The sequence below is a fragment of the Paenibacillus sp. GCM10027627 genome, assembly GCF_042675505.1.
Taxonomy (GTDB): Bacteria; Bacillota; Bacilli; order Paenibacillales; family Paenibacillaceae; genus Pristimantibacillus.
Map to the genome: position 1 here is coordinate 187,705 of NZ_JBHTHB010000006.1, position 23,604 is coordinate 211,308.

The following is a 23,604-nucleotide window of genomic DNA, read 5'->3' on the forward strand; positions in this document are numbered from 1 at the left end:
TATGCTGAATGTGCAGTCCCTGCAAATCGGTTATGCGGATCGGACGATCGTGAGCGACTTTTCGCTGGATGTTCGTGAAGGAGAGGTTGTATCGATTATCGGGCCGAACGGCTCGGGCAAGTCGACGGTTCTAAAAGCGATGACCCGGCTTATTCCTTGCCAAAGGGGCAAAGTTTGTATAGCGGATCAAGAGCTGGGCACGCTTAGTGCCAAGCAGCTTTCCCGCTTGATGTGCATGCTTTGCCAGTCCAACAGCAGTCCCGCCGATATGACGGTGGAGGAGCTGGTCGGCTACGGACGGATGCCGCATAAGAAATGGTATGAGCGGCTGACGGCCGAAGACCGGGATATTATGGAATGGGCTTTGCGGCAAACGAATATGACGGATTATCGGGACCGGCTGGTCGTCTCGCTCTCCGGCGGAGAAGCGCAAAGAGCCTGGCTGGCTATGGCGCTGGCACAGCGTCCCAAAGTGCTTCTGCTTGACGAGCCGACTACTTTTTTGGACATTGGGCATCAGCTCGAAGTGCTGGAACTGGTTCGCAAGCTGAACCGGGAGCTGAACTTGACTGTCGTGATGGTGCTGCATGACTTGAATCATGCCAGTCTTTACAGCGACAAGGTATGCGTCATTAAAGACGGAAACATTCACGTTAGCGGTACGCCAAGGGATGTTCTTACTGCGGATCTGATCCGAAACGTCTACGGGGTTGAAAGCGACATTCAGTATGATGGCGCAAGCGGAGCGCCCCGCATTCATATTTTGAGAAAATATAAGGAAGAAAGAAGGGATTCAGTTGAAAGCACTCGATATGGACACTCTGAAAGAGAACTATTTGGCGTTCACGGCTAGCTTGAAGTCTGTTATGCTCAGCACGATTGGCGAGGACGGCAAGCCGTTTGTTTCCAACGCGCCTTTTGTAGAGCATGAAGGCAAGCTATATGTGTACATTAGCCGTATTGCCAATCATTATCGCTACTTGGAGGAGCGTCCGGAAGTGGACGTGATGCTGATTGAAGACGAAGCAAACTCCAAAAACCTGTTTGCGCGTCAGCGGGCGCGTTTTGTAGGAAATGCGAGCAATCTAGGCAATGAAGGCTACGAGGACATTTTTGAAAAGTTCGAGCAGCGGTTCGGAAAAAACATGATTGGCATGCTGCGCGGACTAGACTTTTCCCTGTTCGAGTTAACGGTATCCGAAGGACGTTATGTAGCGGGTTTTGGCCTTGCTTTCGATATCGATCTCGCGGGCGAGCGGTTCCAGCATGTAGCGCGGGACGGCCATACGGCCGGGAAAAATTAAGTCAAGGAACGAAACGGAGTGGAGAACATGACGTGGTCAACGGTTAAGCCAATGTGGGAAGCGATTCAAGGGCGGTTTCACAAGATGGCAAAGGCGCTGCCGGAGGAGGATCTCAGCCTGCAAATCGGTTCGGCATCCATCGGATATATGCTTCGCCATAACGCGGAAGTGGAATATATGTTTGCGGAGTGGTTTTTCGGCAAGCCGATGCCCGAGGGGTTGGAAGTCGTAACGAGCCGGGGGCCCGCAGGGAAGAAGGACGAGGCCGGCTTTACCAAGTTGGCGGAGCTTGTAGAGCTGTTGGAAGCATCGAACGCTAGCTTAATTCAGGCGATGAGCGAGCTGCCGGAGGAAAAGTGGCTTCAGCCTGCGGAATCGCCGATGGGCCCTTCCACGCCGCTGGAAGCGGTTAGCCGTCTCATGTATCATACCGGAATTCATGCCGGACAAATTTCGCTTATTCAAAAAAATGCGAAGAAAGCTTAAGCCAGTTTAAAGGTGGAAATTGCCATACGCTGGATTATGGTGTACAAAGAAGAGTAGGAGCCGGTTGCGCCGGATTCTGCTCTTTTTTATTTTTGGACAAGCGGATAGGAGGAAGGAAAGCGGATGCGCACAAAGGAACAATGGGTAAAATATTGTTTGGAGCATAAAGGGGCCAAGGAAGAATTTCCGTTCGGGCCGGAGCCGATTGTCATGAAAGTAAGCGGCAAAATGTTTGCGTTGATCGGAGAAAACGACGGGGTTGCCAATCTATCGCTGAAATGCGAGCCTCATATGGCGGAGCTGCTCCGTATGGAGTATGCGGCGGTTAAGGGCGGCTACCATTTGAACAAAAAGCATTGGAACACGGTTACGATAGACGGAACGGTGCCGGATGCCGAAATCGAGTCCATGATCGACCATTCTTATGATTTGGTAGCCAAAAGTTTGACCAAGGCGCAGAAAGCGGCGCTACAGCAAGGCGATATGTGGTGAAAGCCGGCTATAACGAAATTACGAAAATCGGATGCCGCATCGATTTATGTTTTTTTCAAAATCGGTCTGCTTCGTTTCAAAAAGATTGCGCAAACAACAGATTGATTTTTTACAAAGTTGTCCGTTTTTGAGATTGCCCGGCCTTATGGCTGTAGGCGATCTTTTTTTTCGCCTAGGAGTGAACCTTTTTTGGGATATGCAGCCAATACATACCGACCAGAAGGAGAGCCAACTAAAGAAAAGGGGAGAACGAGATGCTGAATGACATGCAAAATATGACGGGGAAACGGAGCAAAATGAGAAACAGGCTGAGAGGCAAACTGGCAATATGGATGGTGACAATCGGATTGCTGCTGAGCGGCTGTGCGGGTGGACAAGCGCCCGAAGCTATATGGATGGAGCCTTATAAAGGGATAACAAGTACCGATTTAAGCTCGGAGAAAGGCGAATTATCCGCTTGGGGCATGACGAAAGAGCAAGTAAAGACGGAGCAGGGGAAACCGGATTTTGAAGGCAGCACGGACGTTGGCGGGACTGTATTGGAATATAAAGGCTACCAATATCTATTTCGAGGGGGCAAGCTGGAAGGCATCGCGTTTAAGGAGGGCGGCAACACCGCGAGGCAGGTAGGCGTCGGGGACGGGGAAGGCGCGATCGCGGAAAGCTATGGTCCGAACTTTTTGGAAAGAGAGCAGCAAGGGTTTCAAATTATTGGCTATATCGATCAAGAGAATAAGAGGATATTGGAGTTTTCGTTGAAGGATGGAAAAGTAGAGTTTGCTACTGTGTTTCAAGTAAAGGAGTACTAGACGATGGAGCGCCGAATTGAGGCTGCGGTTAAGAAGGCATCGGCAGAGGCCGGAAGGGGCAGCGAGCACCGAAGCGGAGGTACGCTCCAAAGTAGTCGAACGGACTATATGACGATCCTGTTTGGCGCTTGGCTGCTGCTTGGTATTTTCATTGATGGATACGCTCACCGCCATGAAGTGGTGGAGACGTTTTTTACGCCATGGCATGCCGTTTTGTATGGGGGATTTTTGACCTCGGCCGCTTGGATGACAGGGCTTGTTGTCTGGAACCGCAGGAAATATAAGCTGCCTTGGATAGACAGCGTTCCTCGCGGCTATGGAATGGGGCTATGGGGAGTTGGCGTCTTTTTATGCGGCGGGTTGTTCGATATGGCATGGCATACTCTGTTTGGGATTGAAAAGGATACGGCAGCGCTGCTCAGTCCTGCCCATCTCATGCTGCTCGTCGGGGCGTTGCTTCTGCTGTCGAGTCCTTATCGATCGGCCTTTGCGAGAGAGGACGGAATGCAAACGGGGTGGAGAAGCTTTTTCCCGCCGTTTCTGTCGGTTGCGCTGGCCGCTGCTGCAGCGGGCTTTTTCCTCATTTATGCATGGATGTTTCATTTTAATTTGCCCTCGCGGACCAGCATTGAATGGATGCAGAACGAATATGGCCTTCATTTAATCGCCGTTAATAATGAATATCGAGGGCTAAGTTATATTTTAATAAATACGATGTTGTTTATGATTCCGCTCTTTCTACTGATGAAGCGCTGGATTTTGCCGGTTGGCGCGATGACTCTCTATTTTGGCATCATTACGGGGCTCAACAGCTGGTTGGACGGCTTCCGCCATTTTCCGGTTATCGTCATTGCGTTAGCGGCTGGGGCGGTGGGCGATGTGTTGTACAGGGCGTTGCGCCCATGGGAAGGAAGGGCGTGGGCTTATCGGATCGTAGCGGCGGCAGTGCCTATTGTACTGTGGAGCTTATATTTTGCATGGATGCATCAGTCGGTCGGTATCGGTTGGGAGACTGAGCTTTGGACCGGCTCCATTGTGCAATCTGCACTTGCATCGATAGCGGTCAGCCTGCTTGCCGTACCGCCCGGCAGGAGCGATTTGGCATATGAAAAATAGCAGATGGATAGTGGTACTGTCGATAGGGATGGCATGCCTGCTGATGGCGGCCTGTTCTTTGCCCCAAATGTACAACAGAGACTATCAGCCTCCCGAGAGAGGTCTGATCCCATATTTGCAGAATGAAGGCATGGTTGTTCCTTCCGATTTGGGATATCGAGTGCTTATGGAAGAGCAGTCTGAGACTCGTTATGGAGAAAAGTTCCGAAGGGTGTTGCTGCTTCGTGTGTTGAATGCTGCGGGAGAGCCCGTTCTCCACTTTTCGGAGGATATGACCAAGCTGATGCATTTAATTGCGGTAAGCAAGGATTTGCAATCCTTTTCTCATGTCCATCCCGTTTATAAAGGGAAAGGCGTGTTCGAGGTGGAGATGGAGCTTCAGCATGGAGGGGATTTCCTGTTTGTCGCCGAATTTAATCCCGATCGGAAGGGCGTTACGGTATATAAACAGTGGGTTTCTTTTGAAAGCGGCGCTCTAAGTGAAGAAAGGCGGGCGACAGTACCGGCGCTTCAGAGGGATGAAACGTATACGAAGACGGTTGGCGGATTGGCGTTTACATTAACGGCAGTACCGGGCTTAAACGAATTGCGGGCAGGCCAAATGACGATGCTGACGGTTGCCTTCGAAGATGCGGCAACGGGAGAAAGTGTGGGACTAGAGCCTTATTTGGGAGCGGGCGGCCACTGCGTCATATTGGATGAGGATGCGGAGGATTATGTGCATGTTCACGCGGTTGAAGGGATGAGCGCGGCCGGAAGCGTGATGTTTCATACGGAATTTCCGGCGGCTGGACGATACAAGCTGTGGACGCAGTTTCAATATAAAGGTGAAGTGCTTACCGTTCCGTATGTCGTTGAGGTGCGGTAGCTTGCGGATGGGGGGATTGGCATCATGAAGGACGAAAGGCTGCGGGGATGGGCGGCTCTAATGATCAAAGGGGACGAAGAGGCGTTTCAGCTCTTTTTTGAAGAAACCAAGTCTCATGCATACAGCATGATTTATTATTTGATCGGCCATGAGAGAGATGTCGACGACATTATGAGCGAAGTTTATATCGCGCTGCTCCGTTCACTGGGGAGTTACGATCAAGGGCGCCCAATCATTCCTTGGTTTAATGGGCTCATTATCCGGCAAGTACGGAGCTGGCGGAGAGGGATTTGGAGAAGCTTCCGAGTGCTGAATCGGGCGAAAAAGGTATACGGACGTGAAAAAGGCGGCGCCGTAGACGCTGCGATTGAAGCGGTAGGCAACCGGGAAGAGGTGCTGCCGTTTGTTAATCGGCTCTCCCACAAGCTTCGGGAGGTCATCGTCCTAAAATATTATCAGGACTGCTCTCTGGAATCGATTGCTGACGTGTTGAATATTCCGGTTGGCACGGTGAAGTCAAGGCATAGCCTTGCGCTTAAGCAGCTTAGGTCTTTTATGGAAACATCGGAAAGGGAGGGGGTGTCTACTTATGTCCATTGAAGAAAAACTGAAGTGCGAATATAAGAGGTTGGCCCAAAACTTATCCGCTCCTGCGGCAATGAGATCGGAAGTGATGGAGGAGTTTAGGAACGAATTCGGTTCGAGGGCTGTTGGAAAAGGAGGAAGGAGACCGCCCTTGAAGCGGATAGCTATTTATGCTGCGGTTATACTCCTTTTGTCTGGCTTCGCTTATGGCGGCGGCAAAGTGTTGTTTCAGGAACGTGAAGGGCTTTGGGGCATCCAAATTCGCTCGGCGGAGGAAGCCGCTCCTCTTGGGACTGAAGCGGTGGCGGAAATTCGCCGGTCACTGAGAGAGGTGAGGGAGCAGCTTCAGCCCGGAGAGTCGGCCGTCGTTTATTTGGCCGCTTTGGCAGATTCGCCGGTTGCCTTCTATCGTCATAATCCGATGATGGGGGTAAAGCAGCCTTTGCTTATCGCGCAAAAGGAGCGGATCGATGGGATGATGAACGAAGATGGTTTCGACGATCTGCTGCCGGAATCGCTCTCTGGAGGATATCATTTTCAAAGCGGCTACAAGGGTGAACCGTCTATCAGAGCGACGATCGGAGTTGAAGGGATGGAAGCCAAGGACACCCTCAGCAAGGAAGTCCGCACATCTGGGGAAAAGTATTCATGGAAGAAAGTAAGGAGTCATGAGCAGCTCATCCTGGGCTATACATACCTATATCAAAACGAGTCAGGCAAACAATTGCTCGTTATGGTCGAGGCTTTGACAGAGGAGATTACTCTCCAAACCGTGGCAGCCCCAGGCTCTAAGCCGCTTGAGCGACTAGACATTGGAGGAGCGAGCGGAGTGTATGCCGAGCAAAACGATTCGCCGTTTGTTGAATCCGGCTATTATCAAGAATTAACTTGGACCCAGTTGAAAGAAGCTGGAGAAAGCAAACAATATGTGTACCGAGTAGGTTCAGAACAATCCTCCGTTACGAAAGAAGAATTGCTGGCTGCGGCGGAAGGGCTTGCGCGGCCATAAGCAGGGTTTAGCAAGCGGGCCAGTCCTCTGCGTGATATGATAGGTCTAAAGGGCGGAAAGTGCGTAAAATGTGCAAAGTGCGTAAAGTGCGTAAAGTGCGTAAAATGTGCAAAGTGCGTAAAGTGCGTAAAGTGCGTAACTGCGTAAATTGCGTAACTGCGTAAATTGCGTAACTGCGTAAATTGCGTAATGTGCGTAAAGTATGCAAGGTGCCCAATATGCGCAATATGCGTGGAAAAGCGGCATTTTCACTTTTTTGGACTATGGGGGATCGGGCTTATGGGTAACTGGCAACTGGGGACGCTTGTGCTAAATACAGAGCTGCTTGTTTATTTGGCGGCTGGTCTGGCAGGTGTGCTGGCCATCCGGTTTTGTAACAAGAGCAAGGAGGGACGGCAACAGGATGTGGCCATCGCGTGGAGCGCGGCGCTGCTTTGGATAGCGGTGTGGAAGGGCAGCCTGCTGCTTATCGATCCCATTGGAGTATTTAAGCAGCCGATGTCGCTTGTTTTTTTCAGCGGCGGGACGGTCGGATTTTGGCTGGCTGCCATAGCGGCGTTAGCCTATGCGGGATATCGCTTGTTTCGTTTGTACGGCTTGCAAGGAGCGGCAAGGCGGCTGGGGATCATGATTTCGGCTTGGTCAATTGTCTATTTGTTTTCGATTATCGCGTTTTCAGGTCATGCAGGCCTCCTTCATAGCATGGGACTCTTTGGTGCCATGGCGGGATGGGCAGCCTTTCATCGTCCGGAAACTTTTGGATTGACGAATCAAGAGGGCTGGAGTCCGAGAGGTTTTATTCTCAGGATAATGAGGCAAGTGGCGGTTATCCTTCTTGTTGTCGGGTTGCTTGGTACCACGTTATACGGCCAGTTGACAGAGGAAGCTACGTACAATGAGAATTATGGTGATAGTGGCGAAGATGCAACAGGTGCGTCTAAAGGGGACAATGCCCCTCCCATTGAATTAACGGATAATAGAGGCGAGAGAGTGGCCTTGGATGATTATTTGGGACGTGAAGTGGTCATCAGCTTTTGGACGACATGGTGCGGGGTGTGCAAGACGGAAATGCCGCATATGCAGAGGCTGTACGATGAATATCGGAGCGAGGATGACGGGGCGGTGCTCTTGTCAGTGAATGTGACGAGTCAGGATGCGGGAGAGGCTGCGGTGCACGATTATATGGAGAAGTACGGCTATACTTTCCCGGTTGCGCTTGATAAGGAAGGTGAGATTTTTGAGGCCTATCAGGTAAAGGCGTATCCGACCACTTACATTATTGATCGCAACGGCGTCATTAGGGAACGGTTCGTTGGAGCAATCAGCTATGAAGATATGAAGGAGCGGGTGGGGCGCGTTCGGACCTTAAGCGGAGTTTGAAAGGAAAGGCAACGATTGGACGTACGGGATGCTTCATGCTCATTGCCTCTCGCCCCTTGTGTTCGGGAGCTATTTTTGGGACAATAGGAAGCAGGCTGCGGACCCAGCGAAAGAGCGGAGAAGCGTTGGAATATAGAGGCTTGAAAAGAGGATACTTCATGAATATACCATCCATTTATGGATTAACTTTAGAGCAATTGTCGGCTTGGCTTCTGGAGCGAGGACACCGGAAATTTCGGGCTACCCAAGTGTGGGAATGGCTGTACAGAAAACGGGTGACTTCGTTTGAGGAGATGACCGATGTCCATGAGAGCTGCTTGGCTTTGCTTCGGGAGCATTTTGCCATTAGCACGATGTCAGAGCATGTAAAGCAGGAGTCGAAGGACGGCACAATTAAGTTTCTGTTTAAGCTGTACGATGGGAATTTGATCGAAACGGTATTGATGCGCCATAAGTTTGGCCTGTCCGTCTGCGTGACGACTCAAGTCGGCTGCAATATCGGATGCAGCTTTTGCGCATCAGGCCTTATTGCCAAAAGCCGCGATCTGTCCAGCGGTGAAATTGTGGAACAAATTATGAAGGTTCAATTGCACCTTGATGCCGTAGGCGAAGGAGAGCGAGTCAGCCATATCGTAGTGATGGGGATTGGCGAACCTTTTGACAACTTCGTTCATATGTCCGATTTTATCCGCGTCGTAAAGGATCATAAAGGGTTGGCTATCGGAGCCCGCCATATTACTGTGTCGACCAGCGGGTTGGCCGGCAAAATCAGAGAGTTCGCCGACAGTGATTTGAACGTCAACTTGGCGGTGTCACTGCATGCTCCGAACAATGAGCTTCGTACTCGCATTATGAAAATTAATAAGGCGATTCCAATCGAAAAGCTGATGGACGCGATCGATTATTATTTGGAGACGACCAGACGCCGGATGACGATGGAATATATTTTGCTGCGGGATGTAAACGATGGGGTGGAGCAGGCTATGGAGCTTGCCGAGCTGATGCGCAGCCGCAGCAAGCTGGTAAACGTCAATCTCATTCCGTACAACCCGGTTGACGAACACAGCCAGTATCAGCGCAGCGAACAGGAATCAATCCGCGCTTTCTATGATGTGATGAAGAAGCAAGGCATCAGCGTAAGCGTAAGGCTGGAGCACGGAGCGGATATCGATGCGGCATGCGGTCAATTGCGGAGTAAGCAGATGCGTGCGGCTGGCAACGAATGAACTCTTTAGAGTAAGGCAAACAAAACACCTTCAAGAGAATGGAGCCATTTTGTAAGAGATGGTCATTATCTTGGGGTGTTTTTTTGTATAGCAAAGATGGTCTTTTTCGAAATGGAAATTGAGACTAAGTAAAAGTTGATTAATTTTAGAAGAGCATATGGTATCCCGAATTCTGAAATCAGAGATACAATTCAGCAACTTAGAGAATATAGAGAAATGTCGGAGAAATAGAAGGTGGTGAAACGAATGTTTTCAATAAATGTAGAATTTTCGATGTTTGTGGGGAGCGCCAATGTAGTTGTGATTACTGGCAAATATTCAGGCGTACTTACAGGGAATTTATTAGTAGATTCAAATGATGCTTCAAGGGAATTTTTGATTAATAATGTAGTGCATATGGGTTATAAAAATCCACAAATAAATAAAGATACTATTTCCTTAAGTCTTAAACCAAACGGGTACGAGGCAGAAGAATTAGTAGGTAAATGCTTAATAAGTCCAGATTGACTTTCCAAGAACCTTGATTGGTTTCGTGACTTTCAAGGTTTCTTTTTTAAGTGGGCTATCCAATGCCGAATGAACCCATCATTCATCCAATTACACATCTAACCCGCGTAATACCTGTATGAGGAGCTTGTCATTTGTTTGTACGCACATAAACGCTTGAATTTTATATCTTAAATAACACAATACCGTTACGATGAACAGGTCGATTATGTTAGATATATCCATAATCGACCTGTTTGTTGATTGTTCTATTATAAATCCAGATCAGCTTCTAAGGAAAACAGCGCAGTTAGTATTGCCAGCAACTACTGAAGCCGCAGGAAATGAGTTTCCCCGGGCCAGTAGTGGCGCCACCTTCTTAACTGGGGCTTTTTCTGTTGTCCACTAAAAGGGGTCTTGACCGCGAAACATAGCGTACACTTCTCACCACAAATCAACCGGCCTTCTTAAATAAGAGTTGCTGCGCTTAATTGAAAATATAATATGCCCGAGCAGAAGCAAGTTAAATAGGTTGACGTTATACTTCATGGACTGGAAGCAATAGCGGAGCGCTTTCCGTTTCTCGAAGCGATACAGGTAACTCAGCGTATAATACTGCCGGGCCAAATTTAATTTGGACAAGAACAGCAGCCGATTGCGGTCTTTCCAGTCCAAACCTGCAATTTTTTGGTGCATATGAAACTTGAATGCGAGCGCCTGCAGCCCCGCTTTTTCCAGCTTCGCCTGCAATTCTTTATTTTCATGAATGTTATCGGGATCGACTTTCCGCCGGTCCACAAAAAAATAAACGCTGTCCGGCGACAAGTTGTAGATGGAATGGGGCTTGAGTTGCATGACAATTCGGGAATGGTCAAAAAAGTTAATCATAAACGCCGTATCTTCGCCGATATGAAACTCCTCCAAAAACAGCCCGCTTTGCTTCAACTTCTCCCTTTTAAAAACCATTGTATTAATATGAAAAATGCAAAGCGTATCTTTTAAATAACGCTCGAACAAGCCTTCCCCCATCACAAAAACCTCTTCCTTGTGCATAGGGAACGACCGCCGGATGGCGGCCAGCCTTGCGGCGCTGGCAGGTTCATCGAATACGCTGGATATCGTCTCCCCTTGGCGCTCCACCCAAAGGGCGAAACCTGCGTCCGATCCGGTCTCCTCGATCATGCGGAGCGACTCCTCCAAATGAAACGGCAGCCATTGATCGTCGGAGTCGAGAAAAGCAATAAAATCGCCCTTTGCCGCAAGCATCCCGGTATTTCGAGCTCCGCCAACGCCTTTGGTTCTTTCGTTCCGAATGCAGCGAATACGGCTGTCGCTCTCCCCCAGCTTCTCCGCCACCCTGGTTGTCCCGTCCGCACTGCCATCATCTACAATAATCAGCTCCCAATCGGCAAAACCCTGTTCCAAAATGGAGCCGACAGAGATGGGCAACGTTTTTTCCCGGTTAAAGGCAGGCATGATAATGCTCACTAGCGGCTTTGCGTTTTCCAATGAAAACTCCTCCTGATCGTTAATAAAGGGCTAGTCCTCTTCCATTCCGCTAATACAAATTAACGGGCCGTTTCAAAAACTCGCTGCCCTTCTCTCCTGAAAACAAAATATAAGGAACCAGCAATAGATTAAAGGCGTTGACGCTATGCTTCATAGATTGAAAGCAATATTTGAGCGCCTTCCGCTTGTCCCATTTGTTGATATAGCTCAGCGTATAATATTGACGAGCAAGCGTATATCTGGCTATGAGTTGCATTCTTTTGTGATTGGGCAAGTGGCTCGACTTATTGACGAGGGCTTGTACATGCAAGCGGAATTGGATGTTTTGGAGGCATACCGCTTCGATCCGTGCAAAAATCTCTTTTTGCCGATAGAGCGTGTCGGGGTTCAGATTCCGTCTGTCGATAAATTGATAAACGCTGTCTGGAGATTGGTTATATACAAAATGGGATTTCGTAATAAGCGCAATCCGGCACCGGTCGAAAAATTGAATAATGAAGGAAGTATCTTCGCCAATTCGGAACTGTTCGTTGAATAACCCAAAGGTATGAAGGAGGTCCTTGCGAAAAACCATGGTGTTAATACAGTAGAAATGTTTGGTTTCCCCAAGAAAACGTTCCAACAGACCTTGTTCAAATACGATTCCGCTGCCGTTCGTTTCAAAGCCGGCTCTCATTTCGGAAAGCAGCTTTTGCTCGGTATCGTTATCAAAATTGCGGTACAAAGTCGATCCGTGTTTTTCTTCCCATAAAGCGAAGCTAATGTCCGCTCTTGAATCTTGAATCATTTGAAGGCTGTCTTGCAGGTGAAACGGAAACCACTCATCGTCTGAATCGAGAAAGGAAACGTAGCTCCCCTTCGCGCTCAGCATTCCGCTGTTTCGCGCCCCGCCGACTCCTTTGCTCCGTGAATTGGTCAAATAGCGAATACGGCTGTCCTGCGAGCTAAAAGATTGGACAAGGGCCTCCGTATGGTCCTCGCAGCCGTCACTGACAATGATAAGCTCCCAGTTAGAGTAAGTTTGATCGATAACCGATTGTATGGCGGAAGGAAGCACTTCTACACGGTTATAAGTTGGAATGATGACGCTGACCAGTGGTTTGTAACGCATAAGTCCCATCCTCTCCTGTTTCTATATCTATCGCAAGTCCGTTCAACAGGAAGTCATCGCTAGTGTAATTTGAAAAATATTTCTAGTCAAGGTACTAAAAGGGCATTTAGTAGTAGTTAATTAGTTGGATATGGTTGGCAAAAGATTATAAAAATTCAAAGTATATTTTAAGAATTTCTTTAAGAGAGCTTATATTTCGGCTGTTATAGTAGGAAATATAGAAGCAGAACAACGCTAGAGAGGTGGGACAAAGATGATTGAGCTGGATGGAATCAGCCATCAATTTATAATTGGCAAAAAGGGAAAGGAACGAATCGTACCTGTCTTAAACGACATTCATTTAAAGGTGGCCAAAGGGGAGATCGTAGCAATCGTAGGGCGCAGCGGCTCGGGCAAATCGACTCTGTTGAATCTGATGTCGGGCTACATCAGGCCGACTAGAGGCGAAATCCGAGTGGCGGGCCAAACGGTCACGAAGCTGGACGAAGGACAGTGGGCCGACTTTCGGCTAGCTCATTACGGCTTTATTTTTCAAAGCTTTCAGCTGATCGGCAGTATGACGGCATATGAAAATGTAGAGCTTCCGCTTGTGCTAAAGGGAGTTGGAGCGGACGAGAGGCGCAGAAAAGTGCTTCACCTGCTTGAGGGGATGGATATGGCTTCATTCGCCAGCCATTATCCAAGCGAGCTGTCCGGAGGGCAGCAGCAGAGAATATCGGTAGCGAGGTCACTCGTGCTTGAACCGCCTATTGTGCTTGCGGACGAGCCGTCGGGAAGTCTGGACAGCGAAAACGAGAAGTCGCTGCTGACGATGATCCGGCAATTAAACCATGAGCTGGGCATCACTTTTGTCATCATTACTCATGACGATCAAGTGGCTTCCATTGCCCATCGGGCCATCCGGCTGCAAGATGGGCGAATCGTTGCCCAGTCGACGCCGCAAGGATCGGACGCATTTGCAGAGGCGGCTTCTGCCCATTCCATAACAAGGGGGACGCTGCTGTGAAATTTGGGGATCAACTCCGGTTTGTCCGGCAAAACATGAAAAAGAACAAAACGAGATTGTTTATGACAGTGCTGGCTACTGCGATGGGCTGCGCATTTTTGATCGTGCTTGCCTCCGTCGGTTTTGGCCTGCAGCAAAGCATTGTGAACAATATCGTAGGCGACCGGCTCGTCACCGGCATCGATGTAAATGGCAAACATCCCGACAAGTTTAAGGAGCCGGACATTTTCGGTGAGGATATCGCAACGTTTCGCGAGATGCCGAACGTCAAGGCGGTAACGTATCGCAACTACATTCAGCAGCGGCTGGGAGCAACAATCGGTGTGGCCGATGTCAACAACGACAGTACGCTCGCAGTGGATTTCGAAGCGGAGGGCCGCGCCGGTTTTTCATTAAGCGCAGGAAGGCTCCCGGAGTCGGAGAACGAAGTGGTGCTCGGCTATCAAATTCGGCAAAGCGTCGACGAGCATGGCATTCCAGGCGAGTGGCGCGATGCATCGGAATGGTTGAATCAAACGATGACGCTGAACGTCGCCTATTACAAGGCAGGTAAAAAGGAAACGAAGCTGATTGAAGTGAAGGTGGTCGGCATTACGGAAAAGCCGGCAAAAGAATGGGAGTTGGACCGAACTCTTTATATCGGCGAAGGTTTTTTGGGAACGATTGAAGGTGTGACGGGGACGCAAAACGGAGATTTACCCCAGTTTGAGGTGGACCCAACTGTAGAGCAAGTCGAAGCGGCCATGAAGCAGATGCCGAAGCCAGGCGGGAAAAGAAGCTACAAGCAGGTTCAGGTCATTGCGGATCATGCTTCCAACGTCAAAGGCATCGGTGAAGCTTTGCGCGAAAAGGGCTACTACAACTACTCCATTGCCGACGAGCTTAAGCAGGTGAACCTGATGTTTGCCATTATGAAAATCGGATTGATCTTTGTCGGTACGATAGCGGTTTTGATTGCCTCGATCGGCATATTCAATACGATGACGATGGCGGTGACGGAGCGGGCGCAAGATATCGGCATTATGAAGGCGATTGGTGCGCATCCGTCCGTTATTCGCAAAATTTTTCTGCTGGAAAGCGCCATTATTGGCGTACTCGGCGCCTTTGTGGGAACTGCCGCCGCTTACGCGATTTCAATGGCCGTCAATGCGGGGCTGCCTCTGCTGCTTGAAAAAACAATGGGCGAAGAGGTCCCGGCCGGCTTTCTCTTCTCTGTTATTCCGCTGTATTTGGCGGCGCTATCCTGCGCCATTGCACTTGGTGTGGCCGTGCTGTCCGGCTATCGGCCGGCCAAACGGGCAACGCGAATTGACGTACTCAGTGCGCTGAGAAGGGATTTGTAAAAAAAGGAAAACTTCTATTGACCAGTGTGGTCAATGAGGAATACAATAGCATTGACCACACTGGTCAATGCTATTTCCGTTTTGCCGTGTACGGCCGTGCAGGCAAGGCGGCGTTCTATTCGCGAATAGGAGGAATGAAGGTTGTATTCGAAATTTTTGAGCATAGACGAGGAGAAGAGGGGGCGCATTATCAATGCGGCGCTTAAGGAATTTGCGCTGAAAGGGTATGCGGCTGCTTCGACGAATGAAATCGCAAAGGAGGCAGGCATATCGAAGGGTCTGCTGTTCCATTATTTTACGAGTAAAAAGGATTTGTATGTCTATTTGTACGATCATACCATTCGGATTACAAGCGAAGCCGTTGCAAACAAGATCGATCTGTTGGAAAAGGATTTGTTCGTAAGAATGCGGCAGTTGTCTATCGTAAAGCTGGGTATTTTCGGCGTTTATCCAAACTTTTTTGAATTTTTAAAGTCAGTGTATTTCGAGGAGGCTGCCGATGTGAGCCATGAGCTGCAGGACAAAAGAAAGGAAATTGCCGCATCCGAATATTTTAAATTGTTCGCGGATATCGACCGGACCAAGTTCAAAGATGGCGTCGATCCGAACAAGGCGCTGCAAATCATTCTTTGGTCATTGGAAGGATTGGGAGAACAGGAGAGAGAGAAATACAGAAAGCTTGGGCAGAAAGTCGATATCGATGCTCTTCTGGAGCAAACCGATCAATATTTAGACTTGTTCAAGCTCAGTTTCTATAAGTAAGTGAAAAGCCGTACAGGCGCAGAATGGGGAACATGACGAGGAGGATTCCTTTATGCATGTGATTGAATTGGATCGATTGACCAAAACGTATGGCGGGGCCAGAGGAATAACCGACCTCAGCTTTACGGTGGAGCAGGGCGAAATTTTCGGCTTTATCGGCCCTAACGGGGCGGGCAAGTCCACAACGATTCGCACGCTGCTGGGACTCATTTACCCGACGAGCGGCAGTGCCCGCATTTTTGGCAAGGACTGTTTGCGCTTCGGACCGGAAATTAAGCGGGAAATCGGCTATTTGCCTTCCGAGGTGTTCTATTATGACAACATGAAAGTAAAAGATTTGCTGAACTACTCCGCCAGCTTTTACAAAAAGGATTGCCGCAAACGGATCGCGGAGCTGACCGATCGGATGGAACTGGATGTCACGAAGCGGATCGATGATCTATCGCTTGGCAATAAGAAGAAGGTCGGCATCGTGCAAGGGCTGCTGCATGAGCCGAAGCTGATTATTTTGGATGAGCCGACGAGCGGGCTTGATCCGCTTATGCAGCAGCGATTTTTTGAGCTGTTGGAGGAGGAGAACCGAAAAGGGGCGACCATTCTGTTTTCCTCCCATATTTTAAGCGAAGTGCAGCGGCTGTGCGATCGGGTGGCGATTATTAAAGAAGGGCGGCTGATCGCACTTGAGCGCATGAGCGATTTGAAAAACAACACGTACAAAAAGTTCAAGCTGCAAGCGGCATCGACCGTAGATGCGTCCTCGTTCGCCATTCCCGGCGTGACGGAGTGGAAGGAGAAAAACGGCGAGATCAGCTTCCTGTTCAAAGGAGATATTAACGAAATATTGCGCCGGATTGCAGTGCTGGAGCTGTCCAACCTATGGGTCGAGGAGCCGGATTTGGAGGAAATTTTCATGCATTATTACGTGGCGCGGGAGGGAAAACCTCATGAACATGTACTGGCATGAATTAAGAATGTACCGGGGAACGATGATTGGATGGACGGTCGCCCTAGCCGGCATGGCGGTTATGTTTATGTCCATGTACCCCGCATTTGCGGAAGATGCTGAGCAAGTGCAAGACATGATGAAGTCGCTGCCGGAGGCCGTTATTCAGGCCGTAGGGCTGCAAATTGACGGAGTTGCCACTTTGCTCGGCTTTTATTCTTACATTTTCCTGAATATTGCGTTATGCGGGGCTATCCAAGCGATGCAGCTTGGAACCTCGATCGTGTCTAAGGAAACCCGGGAGAAAACGGCCGATTTCCTTCTGACCAAGCCGGTGACAAGAGGGGCGGTACTGACGTCGAAAGGGCTGGCGGCGCTGACGGTACTTGCAGTGACCAACGTATTTTATTTTGGCGTATCCGCATTAATGGCTTATTCGGTACAGAGGGAGTCATTCAGCTTTGATACATTTGCCTTAATTAATGGCTCACTATTTGGGCTTCAGCTTATGTTTCTCGCTATCGGCTTTGCGGCGGCGTTGTTGTTTCCCAGGCTTAAGACGGTGCTTCCTTTGTCTCTCGGCAGTGTATTCGGATTTTTTATGCTGTCGGCCGTCAGCGAATGGACGGGGGACGGTCCGCTCCGTTATGTTACGCCGTTTCAATATTTTGAGCGTTCTTATATTGTCGAGCATGGTGCTTACGAGCCGGCCTTTTTGATTGCCGGAGCCGTCATGGTTGCCGGCTGCATAGGCTTCAGCTTCGTCCGGTATTTGAAGCGCGATGTGCATGTCGGCTAGAAGGGAGCGGTAGGCCATGAATGTGTTTAGCAGAGAGATGAAGGCAAGTGTAAAATCGCTGCTTATTTGGACAGTGGGCATTCTGCTCATGGTTTGGAGCGGTATGGCCAAGTACAGTACGCTGTCGGAGTCGAGCGATGCTGTAGGAGAGCTGATGGCCGATTTGCCAAAGGCGATGCAGGCGATTTTGGGTATTGGAAGCTTGGATCTGTCAACAGCAATGGGGTACTTTGGGATGTTGTATCTTTATTTGCTCGTAATGGCGGCGATTCATTCCTCCATGCTGGGAGCGAATATGATGGCCAAGGAAGAGCGGGACAAAACGGCGGAATTTTTGCTCGTCAAACCGATTTCGAGAGCCCGGCTTTTGGCGGTTAAGCTGACTGCGGCTATCGTTCTGGTTCTCCTTTTTAATGCGGCGATGACCGCTAGTTCCTTCTTGTTTGTTGTGCCTTATACGGATGGGGGAGCTTCCGCCATAGCAAGCGATATGTTTAGGCTCATGTTAGGCATGCTGCTTGCTCAGCTTTTGTTCCTGAGCATCGGTATGGCAATTGCGTCGGCAGGACGGCGGCCCAAGCGGGCGGTAGCGATTTCCGCAGCTGTTATGATGGCGACTTTCCTTTTGTCCATCGGAATGGACCTTGGGGATGGATTGGACGCTCTCGGCTACTTCACGCCTTTTAAATATTTTGAGGCGAGCATGCTGCTCACGGACGGTTTCGATCCCGTCTATGTGGCGCTGTCGGCGGCCGTTTCCGCGATTTCGCTCGCGATTGCTTTTGCAGGATATACAAGGCGGGATATGCAGCTTTAGGCTATGAAAAATAAAGAAGCTGTCCGATTAAGAGATATCGGCGGCATGAGGGACAAAGACGGTGACTGGGTGACAGTTATCGTCTTTTTTGCTCGTTAATGATGATGGATTCAATCATTCGTTTTGATGTAAAATACATAGATATGAATAATTCAATCACTCTTAGGAGGAAGCTGGCATGAACTTGAAGTTTCAAGGAAACACGGAAGAGCTGCGGCAAGGGATATCGCTGCTGCTTCACGATCTCGGCGTTGCCGAATCGGAAGGCGGCATTGCCGTAACGGTCGAGCCTTCGCAAGGCGGGCTAGAGGTTGGTTTGAATGGTCAAGAAGCGTATATCCGCTATGAGGCAAAACATCAATTTTTCCGGGGCCTCGGCTTGCTGGTGCAGAAGGCGCAAGGCGGTGAAGCTTTTCATATAAAAGAGAAGCAGCAATTCGATACAATCGGCCCTATGTTCGATTTGTCGCGCAATGGCGTGCTGACGGTAGACGCCTTCAAGTTTTTGCTGCGCAAAATGGCTTTGATGGGCCTAAATACAGTAATGCTATATCTAGAGGATACGTATGAAATTGAAGGCGAGCCTTATTTCGGCTATATGCGGGGGCGCTACTCCGCGGCCGAGCTGAAGGAAATCGACGATTATGCGGATCAATTCGGCATTGAAGCTTTCCCAAGCATTCAAACGTTGGCTCATTTGGAAGAGTTTCTGAAATGGGAGCCTGTGAAAGAATATAAAGATACAAAAGGCGCGTTGCTTGTAGGCAGCGAGAAAACCGATCGTCTGGTCGAAAATATGATTCGCAGCGTAACGGCTCCGTTCCGCAGCAAAAAGCTTCATATCGGCATGGACGAGGCGGAAGAGCTCGGCCGCGGCAAGTTTTTGGACCATAACGGTCATGTAAGCCGTTTTGAAATTATGACAGGCCATTTGGACAAGGTGCTGAAAGTGACGCGCGGTCTCGGCCTGAAAGCGATGATGTGGAGCGACATGTTCCTGAAGCTGGCCTCGTCGAACGGCGAAGACTACTACGGTCATGAAACGCAAATTCCGGAGGAGATGGCTAGCCGCATTCCGAAGGATGTCGATATGGTTTATTGGGACTACAACCATGTGGAGGCGGCAGATTATGAAACGCTTATCGCGAAGCACCGCCCGCTAGGCAACAATCTCGTATTTGCGGGAGCCGTATGGGTGTTCAATACATTTGGGGTTAACTATGGCCTATCCTTGCCTGCGACAGAAACGGCGCTGACCGTTTGTAAAAAAGAAGGCATCAAAGAAGTGTACGCGACTATGTGGGGCGACGACGGAATGGAGAGCAACCCTTATATCGCGTTCCTCGGACTTCAGCTTTATGCGGAGCACGCCTACACGGAAGGATCGCCGGACATGGCGGTTGTCGAGGAGCGGGTGAAATTCTGCACGGGCATTGATGCGGACCTGTATTTGCAAATGAAGTATTTGGACGAGACGCCGGGTGCGGAGCCGGACAACCAGAAACAAAGCAATCCGTGTAAATTCCTTCTGTACCAGGACGTTCTGCTCGGCCTGTTCGACAAGCAGATCGACGGGCTTGAAATGAACGCTCATTACGCCAAGCTGGAAGGCGATATCGCTTCCCGCCGGAACCCTGCCGCTGAATTGGACTATCTGTTTGAGGTGCCGCAGAAGCTGGCGGGCGTACTGAAGCTGAAAAGCGAAGTCGGCCTTGAGCTTAAACGGGCTTATGATGCAGGGGACAAAGCGGAGCTTAAACGAATTGCGACGGAGGTTCTTCCGGCTATCTCCCGCGCTGTCTCGGAGCTGCGTTCGGCTCACCGCTCGCAGTGGCTGACGATGTTTAGGCCGTTCGGCTGGGAAGTCATCGATATTCGTTACGGAGGCGTCATCAGCCGTTTGGATACGGCGGGCATGCGCTTGCTGGACTACGTGGACGGCCGCATTGCGAACATCGAGGAGCTGGAGCAAGAGCGTCTCGTATACAGCACGACAAACCGCTTCAACAACAAAGGCGCAGGCTGGTGCAGCTTCTACTACCGCATGGCTACGCCTAACGTATTCTATCATGTATTGAACCCGTTTTGATGGAAATGAAAAAACGGCTGCTGCACCCGCTTAGGACGGGGCAACAGCCGTTTTTTTCGTTAGTTGTTTCGTTAGTTGGCGTGTTGGAGCACATTTTGGATCACTTGAGCCGCCTCGGCTCTTGTCGTTACTCCTTGCGGAGCAAATCGATTTGCCCCGCGTCCTTGAACGAGCCCAAGCTCGGCAGCCGCGTAAACGTCATCGAGCGCCCATTTGGAAATGGAGGACTCATCGCTGAAAGGGGTAGCCGCAGGCTGAGCGGCTTGCTCTTCCCCGAATGTTCGGAATGCCCGCATCGCCATTGCGACCATTTCTTCCCGCGTAATGTTTCCTTCCGGATCAAAGGAAACGGCGCTTTTGCCGCTGATGATACCCGCTTTAAACGCTGCGGCTACCGATTCGGCATACCATGCGTCAGCTGCAACGTCTTCGAAAGGAAGCTCCGCTGCATCCTTTAAGTTCAAAGTTCTAACAAGCAAAGCTGCAAACTCCGCACGCGTAACGGAGCGGCCCGGACGGAATTCCGTTTCGCTCACGCCCTGCACGATTCCTTTGGCGGTCAGGCTTTGAATGGAGCGGAATGCCCAATGCGCCGCCGGAACGTCTGCAAACGTTTTTTCGAGGCTGAGTACGGCATATTGGCTAAAATGGCTTACTTCAGCGGACATATAGCCGCCTTCCAGCTTGCCTCCCGCATACTCCAGCTTCCCGTCTTCAGCGATATAGAAAATGCCCGCCACGTCGGGATTTACTCCTGCCGCTGTTTTCAGCTTAATTTGAACTGGTTTTTCAAAAGAGCGAATCGCCGTTGTATTCCCGTTTCCGGCTACGAAAGTGAAGGAGAAATCGTAAATGTCTCCAGTAAGCGATATTCCCGCCTGACCCTTCGGCCCGTTCATTTTTTCCAAAAGCTCGTTTTTCTTGCTTTCGGACAGAGGAGCGATATCCAGCACCAGCTTGCCGTTTGGAGCGCCGGAAGAAGCAAGCAGCGCTTGGCGAATGACTTCGGCTGGAATGACCATTTGCAGATTGTCCGATTTCACTGCTAGACCTTTCTGATTCAGCTTGGAAGCAAGGTCCGTCGGAACGACAAGCTGCTTCGTATCCGCTGTTACCCGGATCTCGACCGTGTCTTTGCCGGCAGATTGGTTAATATCGTCCATATCGACCGTATGAACGCCCGGCTGCTCGGGCTGAGGTTCATTGCCGCCCCCGTTATTTCCTCCATTATTGCCGCCTTCGTTTCCACCGCCATTATTGCCGCCGCCGGAGTTCGTTTGACCGCTAATGCTGATGAGAACGGAGCCTTGTACGGTACGGTCTTGCTTCCAAGTTGCAGTTGCTTTTACTTTCCCGTCTTTCGCTGCGGTCAGCAAGCCGGAGGCGCTAATCGACGCTTTGTCGGTAGCTGTGTCGTCTTCGTTTGTGACGGACCAGTCGAACTCTGCTGCGGCATTCGGAGCCAAGCGGGCATTAAGCTGCAAGTGGCCGTCTTTGGCCGTGATCGCTGCTGCGCCGCCTTCTCCGGTTACTTCAACCGTGTAAGTCGGTTCCTCTTCCTCTGCTACGGTGAACGTCACCCGACCCAGCTCAATGTTGTCGTTTGCCGTTGTATAGTCCGCTTCCCCTACATACACCGCATCATAGCGGCCTGGAGCGAGGTTCAGCCCTTCGAAAGTCAGTGAGCCGTCAGGCTGTACGGAGCTGTTTGTATTTCTTTTTGCCAGAGCGGCAGTTGTGTTGCTCAGCTTCGTTCCTTCCCGGAAAATGCCGATCCAGTCTTTGGCGACGGAGCCCCTGTAGTCCACTTTTACGGCTTCTCCCGGAGCCAGCGTCAAATCCGCCATCGCCAGCTCAGGGCCGCCCAGGTCCAGATCGGGATCGGCCTCAGGATCGACCGAAGGAATGGAAGCCGGAAGGCTCACTTCAAATTGGGCATTTGCGATCCATTTGTCGTTCATGAAATCGCGCCCTTTGACCAGCACCTTGTCGTCGTACACTTCAACGAAATAGCCTTGGTTCCCCACTTTGCTGGCATTGCCGTCCGTCCAGAGGTAGGAGGTTGCCGCCGTATTAAACATAGTGGCATATTTGGAATTGTACATCGTATCCATAGAGCCGAGTTCCCAGTGGGTGTGGCCGCTGAACATAATGGCTTGCGGATATTTGCTCAAAATCGTTTTTAGTTCCCGGTCTTGTCTAACGCCATACCAGTAGAAGGACGGATTTTTGGAAACCTGGGTGCCTGCTACCGTGTTTTTTAAAGGCTGATGGTGGAAAACAAACACGGGTTTGTTCGCCGCTGCGTCTTCGGCCAGCTTCTGCTCCAGCCATTGCAATTGCTCATCCGACAAATAGGAGTAGTCTTTGAGTCCTTTTTCCGTGCCCAAAAAGATAAAATGATAACCTTTAACCCATACGTCGTAGTATTTCGAAGTCATATTTGTGTACTTCTCGAACAGGTCCGAACGGATATCCCAATCACCCCAGCGGACGTCGTGATTGCCCTCTACGAAGTAGCTCTCCGGGAGCTGTTCTTTGTATTTGTCAAAAATTCTCGCCAGTTCTTTGTACTGCTCCTCATACCCATTTTCCGTGTTGTCGCCCACGGTCATAATGCCGTCGCTGTCCGGGGCCAACTCGGCGATGTCCTTCAGCGTATCGTCCAAATGTTTGTTGTGAATATGGTTTGGATCGCCCATCACATGCATATCCGATAGAACTTGAAACTGTGCTTCCGGCGTTTCTCTTACGATGCCTGGAAGGGCGGCTTCCGCGCTGGAATCTGTTTCTCCCGCCGCGGAGTCGGAATAAGCGAGCAGCTTGGTCGCTCCAGCCGGGATAGGCGTGTTGTCCGGGAAGGTGTAAACGGCGTACGACCCGCCGCCCAAATCCGGCGACAGAACCGCGATAGGAGCAAGACCGGCTAGCTTGCCGACATCGTCTCCCCAATAGAGGTTGTATGCCGTTACGTTTGCTGCGATTGCAGGCGGAGCGATGCGAACCTCGCCGCCAACTTCGCCGCCATCCCCGTCCGTATCGTGAAATGTTACCCCGGAAGGAGGCGACAACGAAATAATAGAAAACGGCACACGCTGAAAAATGTTATAGCCGTCGTTTTCCATATACAAAACTTCGTATTCGCCCGGCGCGAGCGTTTTGACGAAGCTCATTTTGCCGTTCGGGTTACTTTTGGTGTAGCCCCAAGTCAGGGATGGATTGCTGCCTTTCGGTTCGGCCCCTTTCGGGTAAAGCCCGATCCAGTCGTTGAGCGTCCCCCCTGTAAAAGAGAGGGTAATCGGCTTGCCTTGAATATACGCAGGCTTGTCCATCGTGACGGTTTGAGCGGCGGCGTCCGCTTTGGGGACAGCAACGGCTTGAAGCGCCGTTAAGCAGACGATAACAAAACATAATGCGAGCGAAATTTTCTTTTGAACGGATGTGGACATAAACATCGATGTTTG

22 protein-coding genes are annotated in these 23,604 nt (G+C 50.2%); 19 read left to right on the plus strand and 3 right to left on the minus strand.

The genetic code is table 11. The features are described 5' to 3' along the window. Position 1 precedes the first annotated feature (1 nt). From ACFQZE_RS20360 to ACFQZE_RS20415, 12 genes are all read left to right on the plus strand, one after another. Complete coding sequence (locus ACFQZE_RS20360) at positions 2-853, plus strand: ABC transporter ATP-binding protein (protein ID WP_379360468.1); 852 nt, start codon at positions 2-4, stop codon at positions 851-853. After that, positions 798-1,304: a HugZ family pyridoxamine 5'-phosphate oxidase gene (locus ACFQZE_RS20365; RefSeq protein ID WP_379360470.1), complete on the plus strand. Its 507-nt coding sequence runs from the start codon at positions 798-800 to the stop codon at positions 1,302-1,304. The genes ACFQZE_RS20360 and ACFQZE_RS20365 overlap by 56 nt, the downstream gene beginning before the upstream one ends. 27 nt (positions 1,305-1,331) lie before the next feature. Next, a complete protein-coding gene (locus ACFQZE_RS20370) occupies positions 1,332-1,790 on the plus strand; it encodes a DinB family protein (RefSeq protein ID WP_379360472.1) in 459 nt (152 codons plus the stop codon). A 123-nt stretch (positions 1,791-1,913) separates the two neighbouring features. Beyond that, positions 1,914-2,282: an MmcQ/YjbR family DNA-binding protein gene (locus tag ACFQZE_RS20375; protein WP_379360474.1), complete on the plus strand. Its 369-nt coding sequence runs from the start codon at positions 1,914-1,916 to the stop codon at positions 2,280-2,282. A 254-nt stretch (positions 2,283-2,536) separates the two neighbouring features. Next, on the plus strand, positions 2,537-3,091 hold the full coding sequence (locus tag ACFQZE_RS20380) for a hypothetical protein (RefSeq protein WP_379360476.1): 555 nt from the start codon (positions 2,537-2,539) through the stop codon (positions 3,089-3,091). A 3-nt stretch (positions 3,092-3,094) separates the two neighbouring features. Beyond that, a complete protein-coding gene (locus ACFQZE_RS20385) occupies positions 3,095-4,207 on the plus strand; it encodes a hypothetical protein (RefSeq protein WP_379360478.1) in 1,113 nt (370 codons plus the stop codon). After that, the gene (locus ACFQZE_RS20390) at positions 4,197-5,075 is read left to right on the plus strand and encodes a hypothetical protein (RefSeq protein WP_379360480.1); all 879 of its coding nucleotides are present in this window, start codon (positions 4,197-4,199) and stop codon (positions 5,073-5,075) included. Before ACFQZE_RS20385 ends, ACFQZE_RS20390 begins: the two co-directional genes overlap by 11 nt. A 24-nt stretch (positions 5,076-5,099) precedes the next feature. Then, on the plus strand, positions 5,100-5,675 hold the full coding sequence (locus ACFQZE_RS20395) for a sigma-70 family RNA polymerase sigma factor (RefSeq protein ID WP_379360482.1): 576 nt from the start codon (positions 5,100-5,102) through the stop codon (positions 5,673-5,675). Further along, the gene (locus ACFQZE_RS20400) at positions 5,665-6,669 is read left to right on the plus strand and encodes a hypothetical protein (protein WP_379360484.1); all 1,005 of its coding nucleotides are present in this window, start codon (positions 5,665-5,667) and stop codon (positions 6,667-6,669) included. The genes ACFQZE_RS20395 and ACFQZE_RS20400 overlap by 11 nt, the downstream gene beginning before the upstream one ends. Before the next feature lie 279 nt (positions 6,670-6,948). Then, positions 6,949-8,049 carry a TlpA family protein disulfide reductase gene (locus ACFQZE_RS20405; protein ID WP_379360486.1) on the plus strand — a complete coding sequence of 367 codons (1,101 nt, stop codon included), beginning with the start codon at positions 6,949-6,951 and terminating at the stop codon, positions 8,047-8,049. Between the two features lie 158 nt (positions 8,050-8,207). Next, on the plus strand, positions 8,208-9,275 hold the full coding sequence (rlmN, locus tag ACFQZE_RS20410) for a dual-specificity RNA methyltransferase RlmN (RefSeq protein ID WP_379360488.1): 1,068 nt from the start codon (positions 8,208-8,210) through the stop codon (positions 9,273-9,275). A gap of 234 nt (positions 9,276-9,509) precedes the next feature. After that, entirely contained in the window at positions 9,510-9,782 is a 273-nt protein-coding gene (locus ACFQZE_RS20415) for a hypothetical protein (RefSeq protein WP_379360490.1), read from the plus strand. A gap of 423 nt (positions 9,783-10,205) precedes the next feature. On the opposite strand, the gene ACFQZE_RS20420 is transcribed toward ACFQZE_RS20415, so the two are convergent. After that, positions 10,206-11,270 carry a glycosyltransferase family 2 protein gene (locus tag ACFQZE_RS20420; RefSeq protein WP_379360492.1) on the minus strand — a complete coding sequence of 355 codons (1,065 nt, stop codon included), beginning with the start codon at positions 11,268-11,270 and terminating at the stop codon, positions 10,206-10,208. A 49-nt stretch (positions 11,271-11,319) separates the two neighbouring features. After that, positions 11,320-12,381: a glycosyltransferase family 2 protein gene (locus ACFQZE_RS20425; protein WP_379360494.1), complete on the minus strand. Its 1,062-nt coding sequence runs from the start codon at positions 12,379-12,381 to the stop codon at positions 11,320-11,322. Positions 12,382-12,634: 253 nt separating this feature from the next. On the opposite strand from ACFQZE_RS20425, the gene ACFQZE_RS20430 reads away from it, so the two are divergent. The 7 genes from ACFQZE_RS20430 to ACFQZE_RS20460 all read left to right on the plus strand — a co-directional run bounded on the left by ACFQZE_RS20430 (position 12,635) and on the right by ACFQZE_RS20460 (position 20,140). Then, the gene (locus ACFQZE_RS20430; protein WP_379360496.1) at positions 12,635-13,387 is read left to right on the plus strand and encodes an ABC transporter ATP-binding protein; all 753 of its coding nucleotides are present in this window, start codon (positions 12,635-12,637) and stop codon (positions 13,385-13,387) included. After that, a complete protein-coding gene (locus ACFQZE_RS20435; protein ID WP_379360498.1) occupies positions 13,384-14,730 on the plus strand; it encodes an ABC transporter permease in 1,347 nt (448 codons plus the stop codon). The genes ACFQZE_RS20430 and ACFQZE_RS20435 overlap by 4 nt, the downstream gene beginning before the upstream one ends. 141 nt (positions 14,731-14,871) lie before the next feature. Then, positions 14,872-15,492: a TetR/AcrR family transcriptional regulator gene (locus ACFQZE_RS20440; RefSeq protein ID WP_379360500.1), complete on the plus strand. Its 621-nt coding sequence runs from the start codon at positions 14,872-14,874 to the stop codon at positions 15,490-15,492. A gap of 52 nt (positions 15,493-15,544) precedes the next feature. After that, positions 15,545-16,456 (plus strand): ABC transporter ATP-binding protein, encoded by a 912-nt coding sequence (locus ACFQZE_RS20445; RefSeq protein WP_379360502.1) that lies wholly within the window; start codon positions 15,545-15,547, stop codon positions 16,454-16,456. Next, complete coding sequence (locus ACFQZE_RS20450; protein ID WP_379360504.1) at positions 16,437-17,234, plus strand: ABC transporter permease subunit; 798 nt, start codon at positions 16,437-16,439, stop codon at positions 17,232-17,234. Before ACFQZE_RS20445 ends, ACFQZE_RS20450 begins: the two co-directional genes overlap by 20 nt. A gap of 16 nt (positions 17,235-17,250) precedes the next feature. After that, on the plus strand, positions 17,251-18,051 hold the full coding sequence (locus ACFQZE_RS20455) for an ABC transporter permease subunit (RefSeq protein ID WP_379360506.1): 801 nt from the start codon (positions 17,251-17,253) through the stop codon (positions 18,049-18,051). 178 nt (positions 18,052-18,229) lie between these two features. After that, positions 18,230-20,140: a beta-N-acetylhexosaminidase gene (locus tag ACFQZE_RS20460; protein WP_379360508.1), complete on the plus strand. Its 1,911-nt coding sequence runs from the start codon at positions 18,230-18,232 to the stop codon at positions 20,138-20,140. 71 nt (positions 20,141-20,211) lie between these two features. On the opposite strand, the gene ACFQZE_RS20465 is transcribed toward ACFQZE_RS20460, so the two are convergent. Next, positions 20,212-23,595 carry an S-layer homology domain-containing protein gene (locus tag ACFQZE_RS20465; RefSeq protein WP_379360510.1) on the minus strand — a complete coding sequence of 1,128 codons (3,384 nt, stop codon included), beginning with the start codon at positions 23,593-23,595 and terminating at the stop codon, positions 20,212-20,214. Positions 23,596-23,604 lie beyond the last annotated feature (9 nt).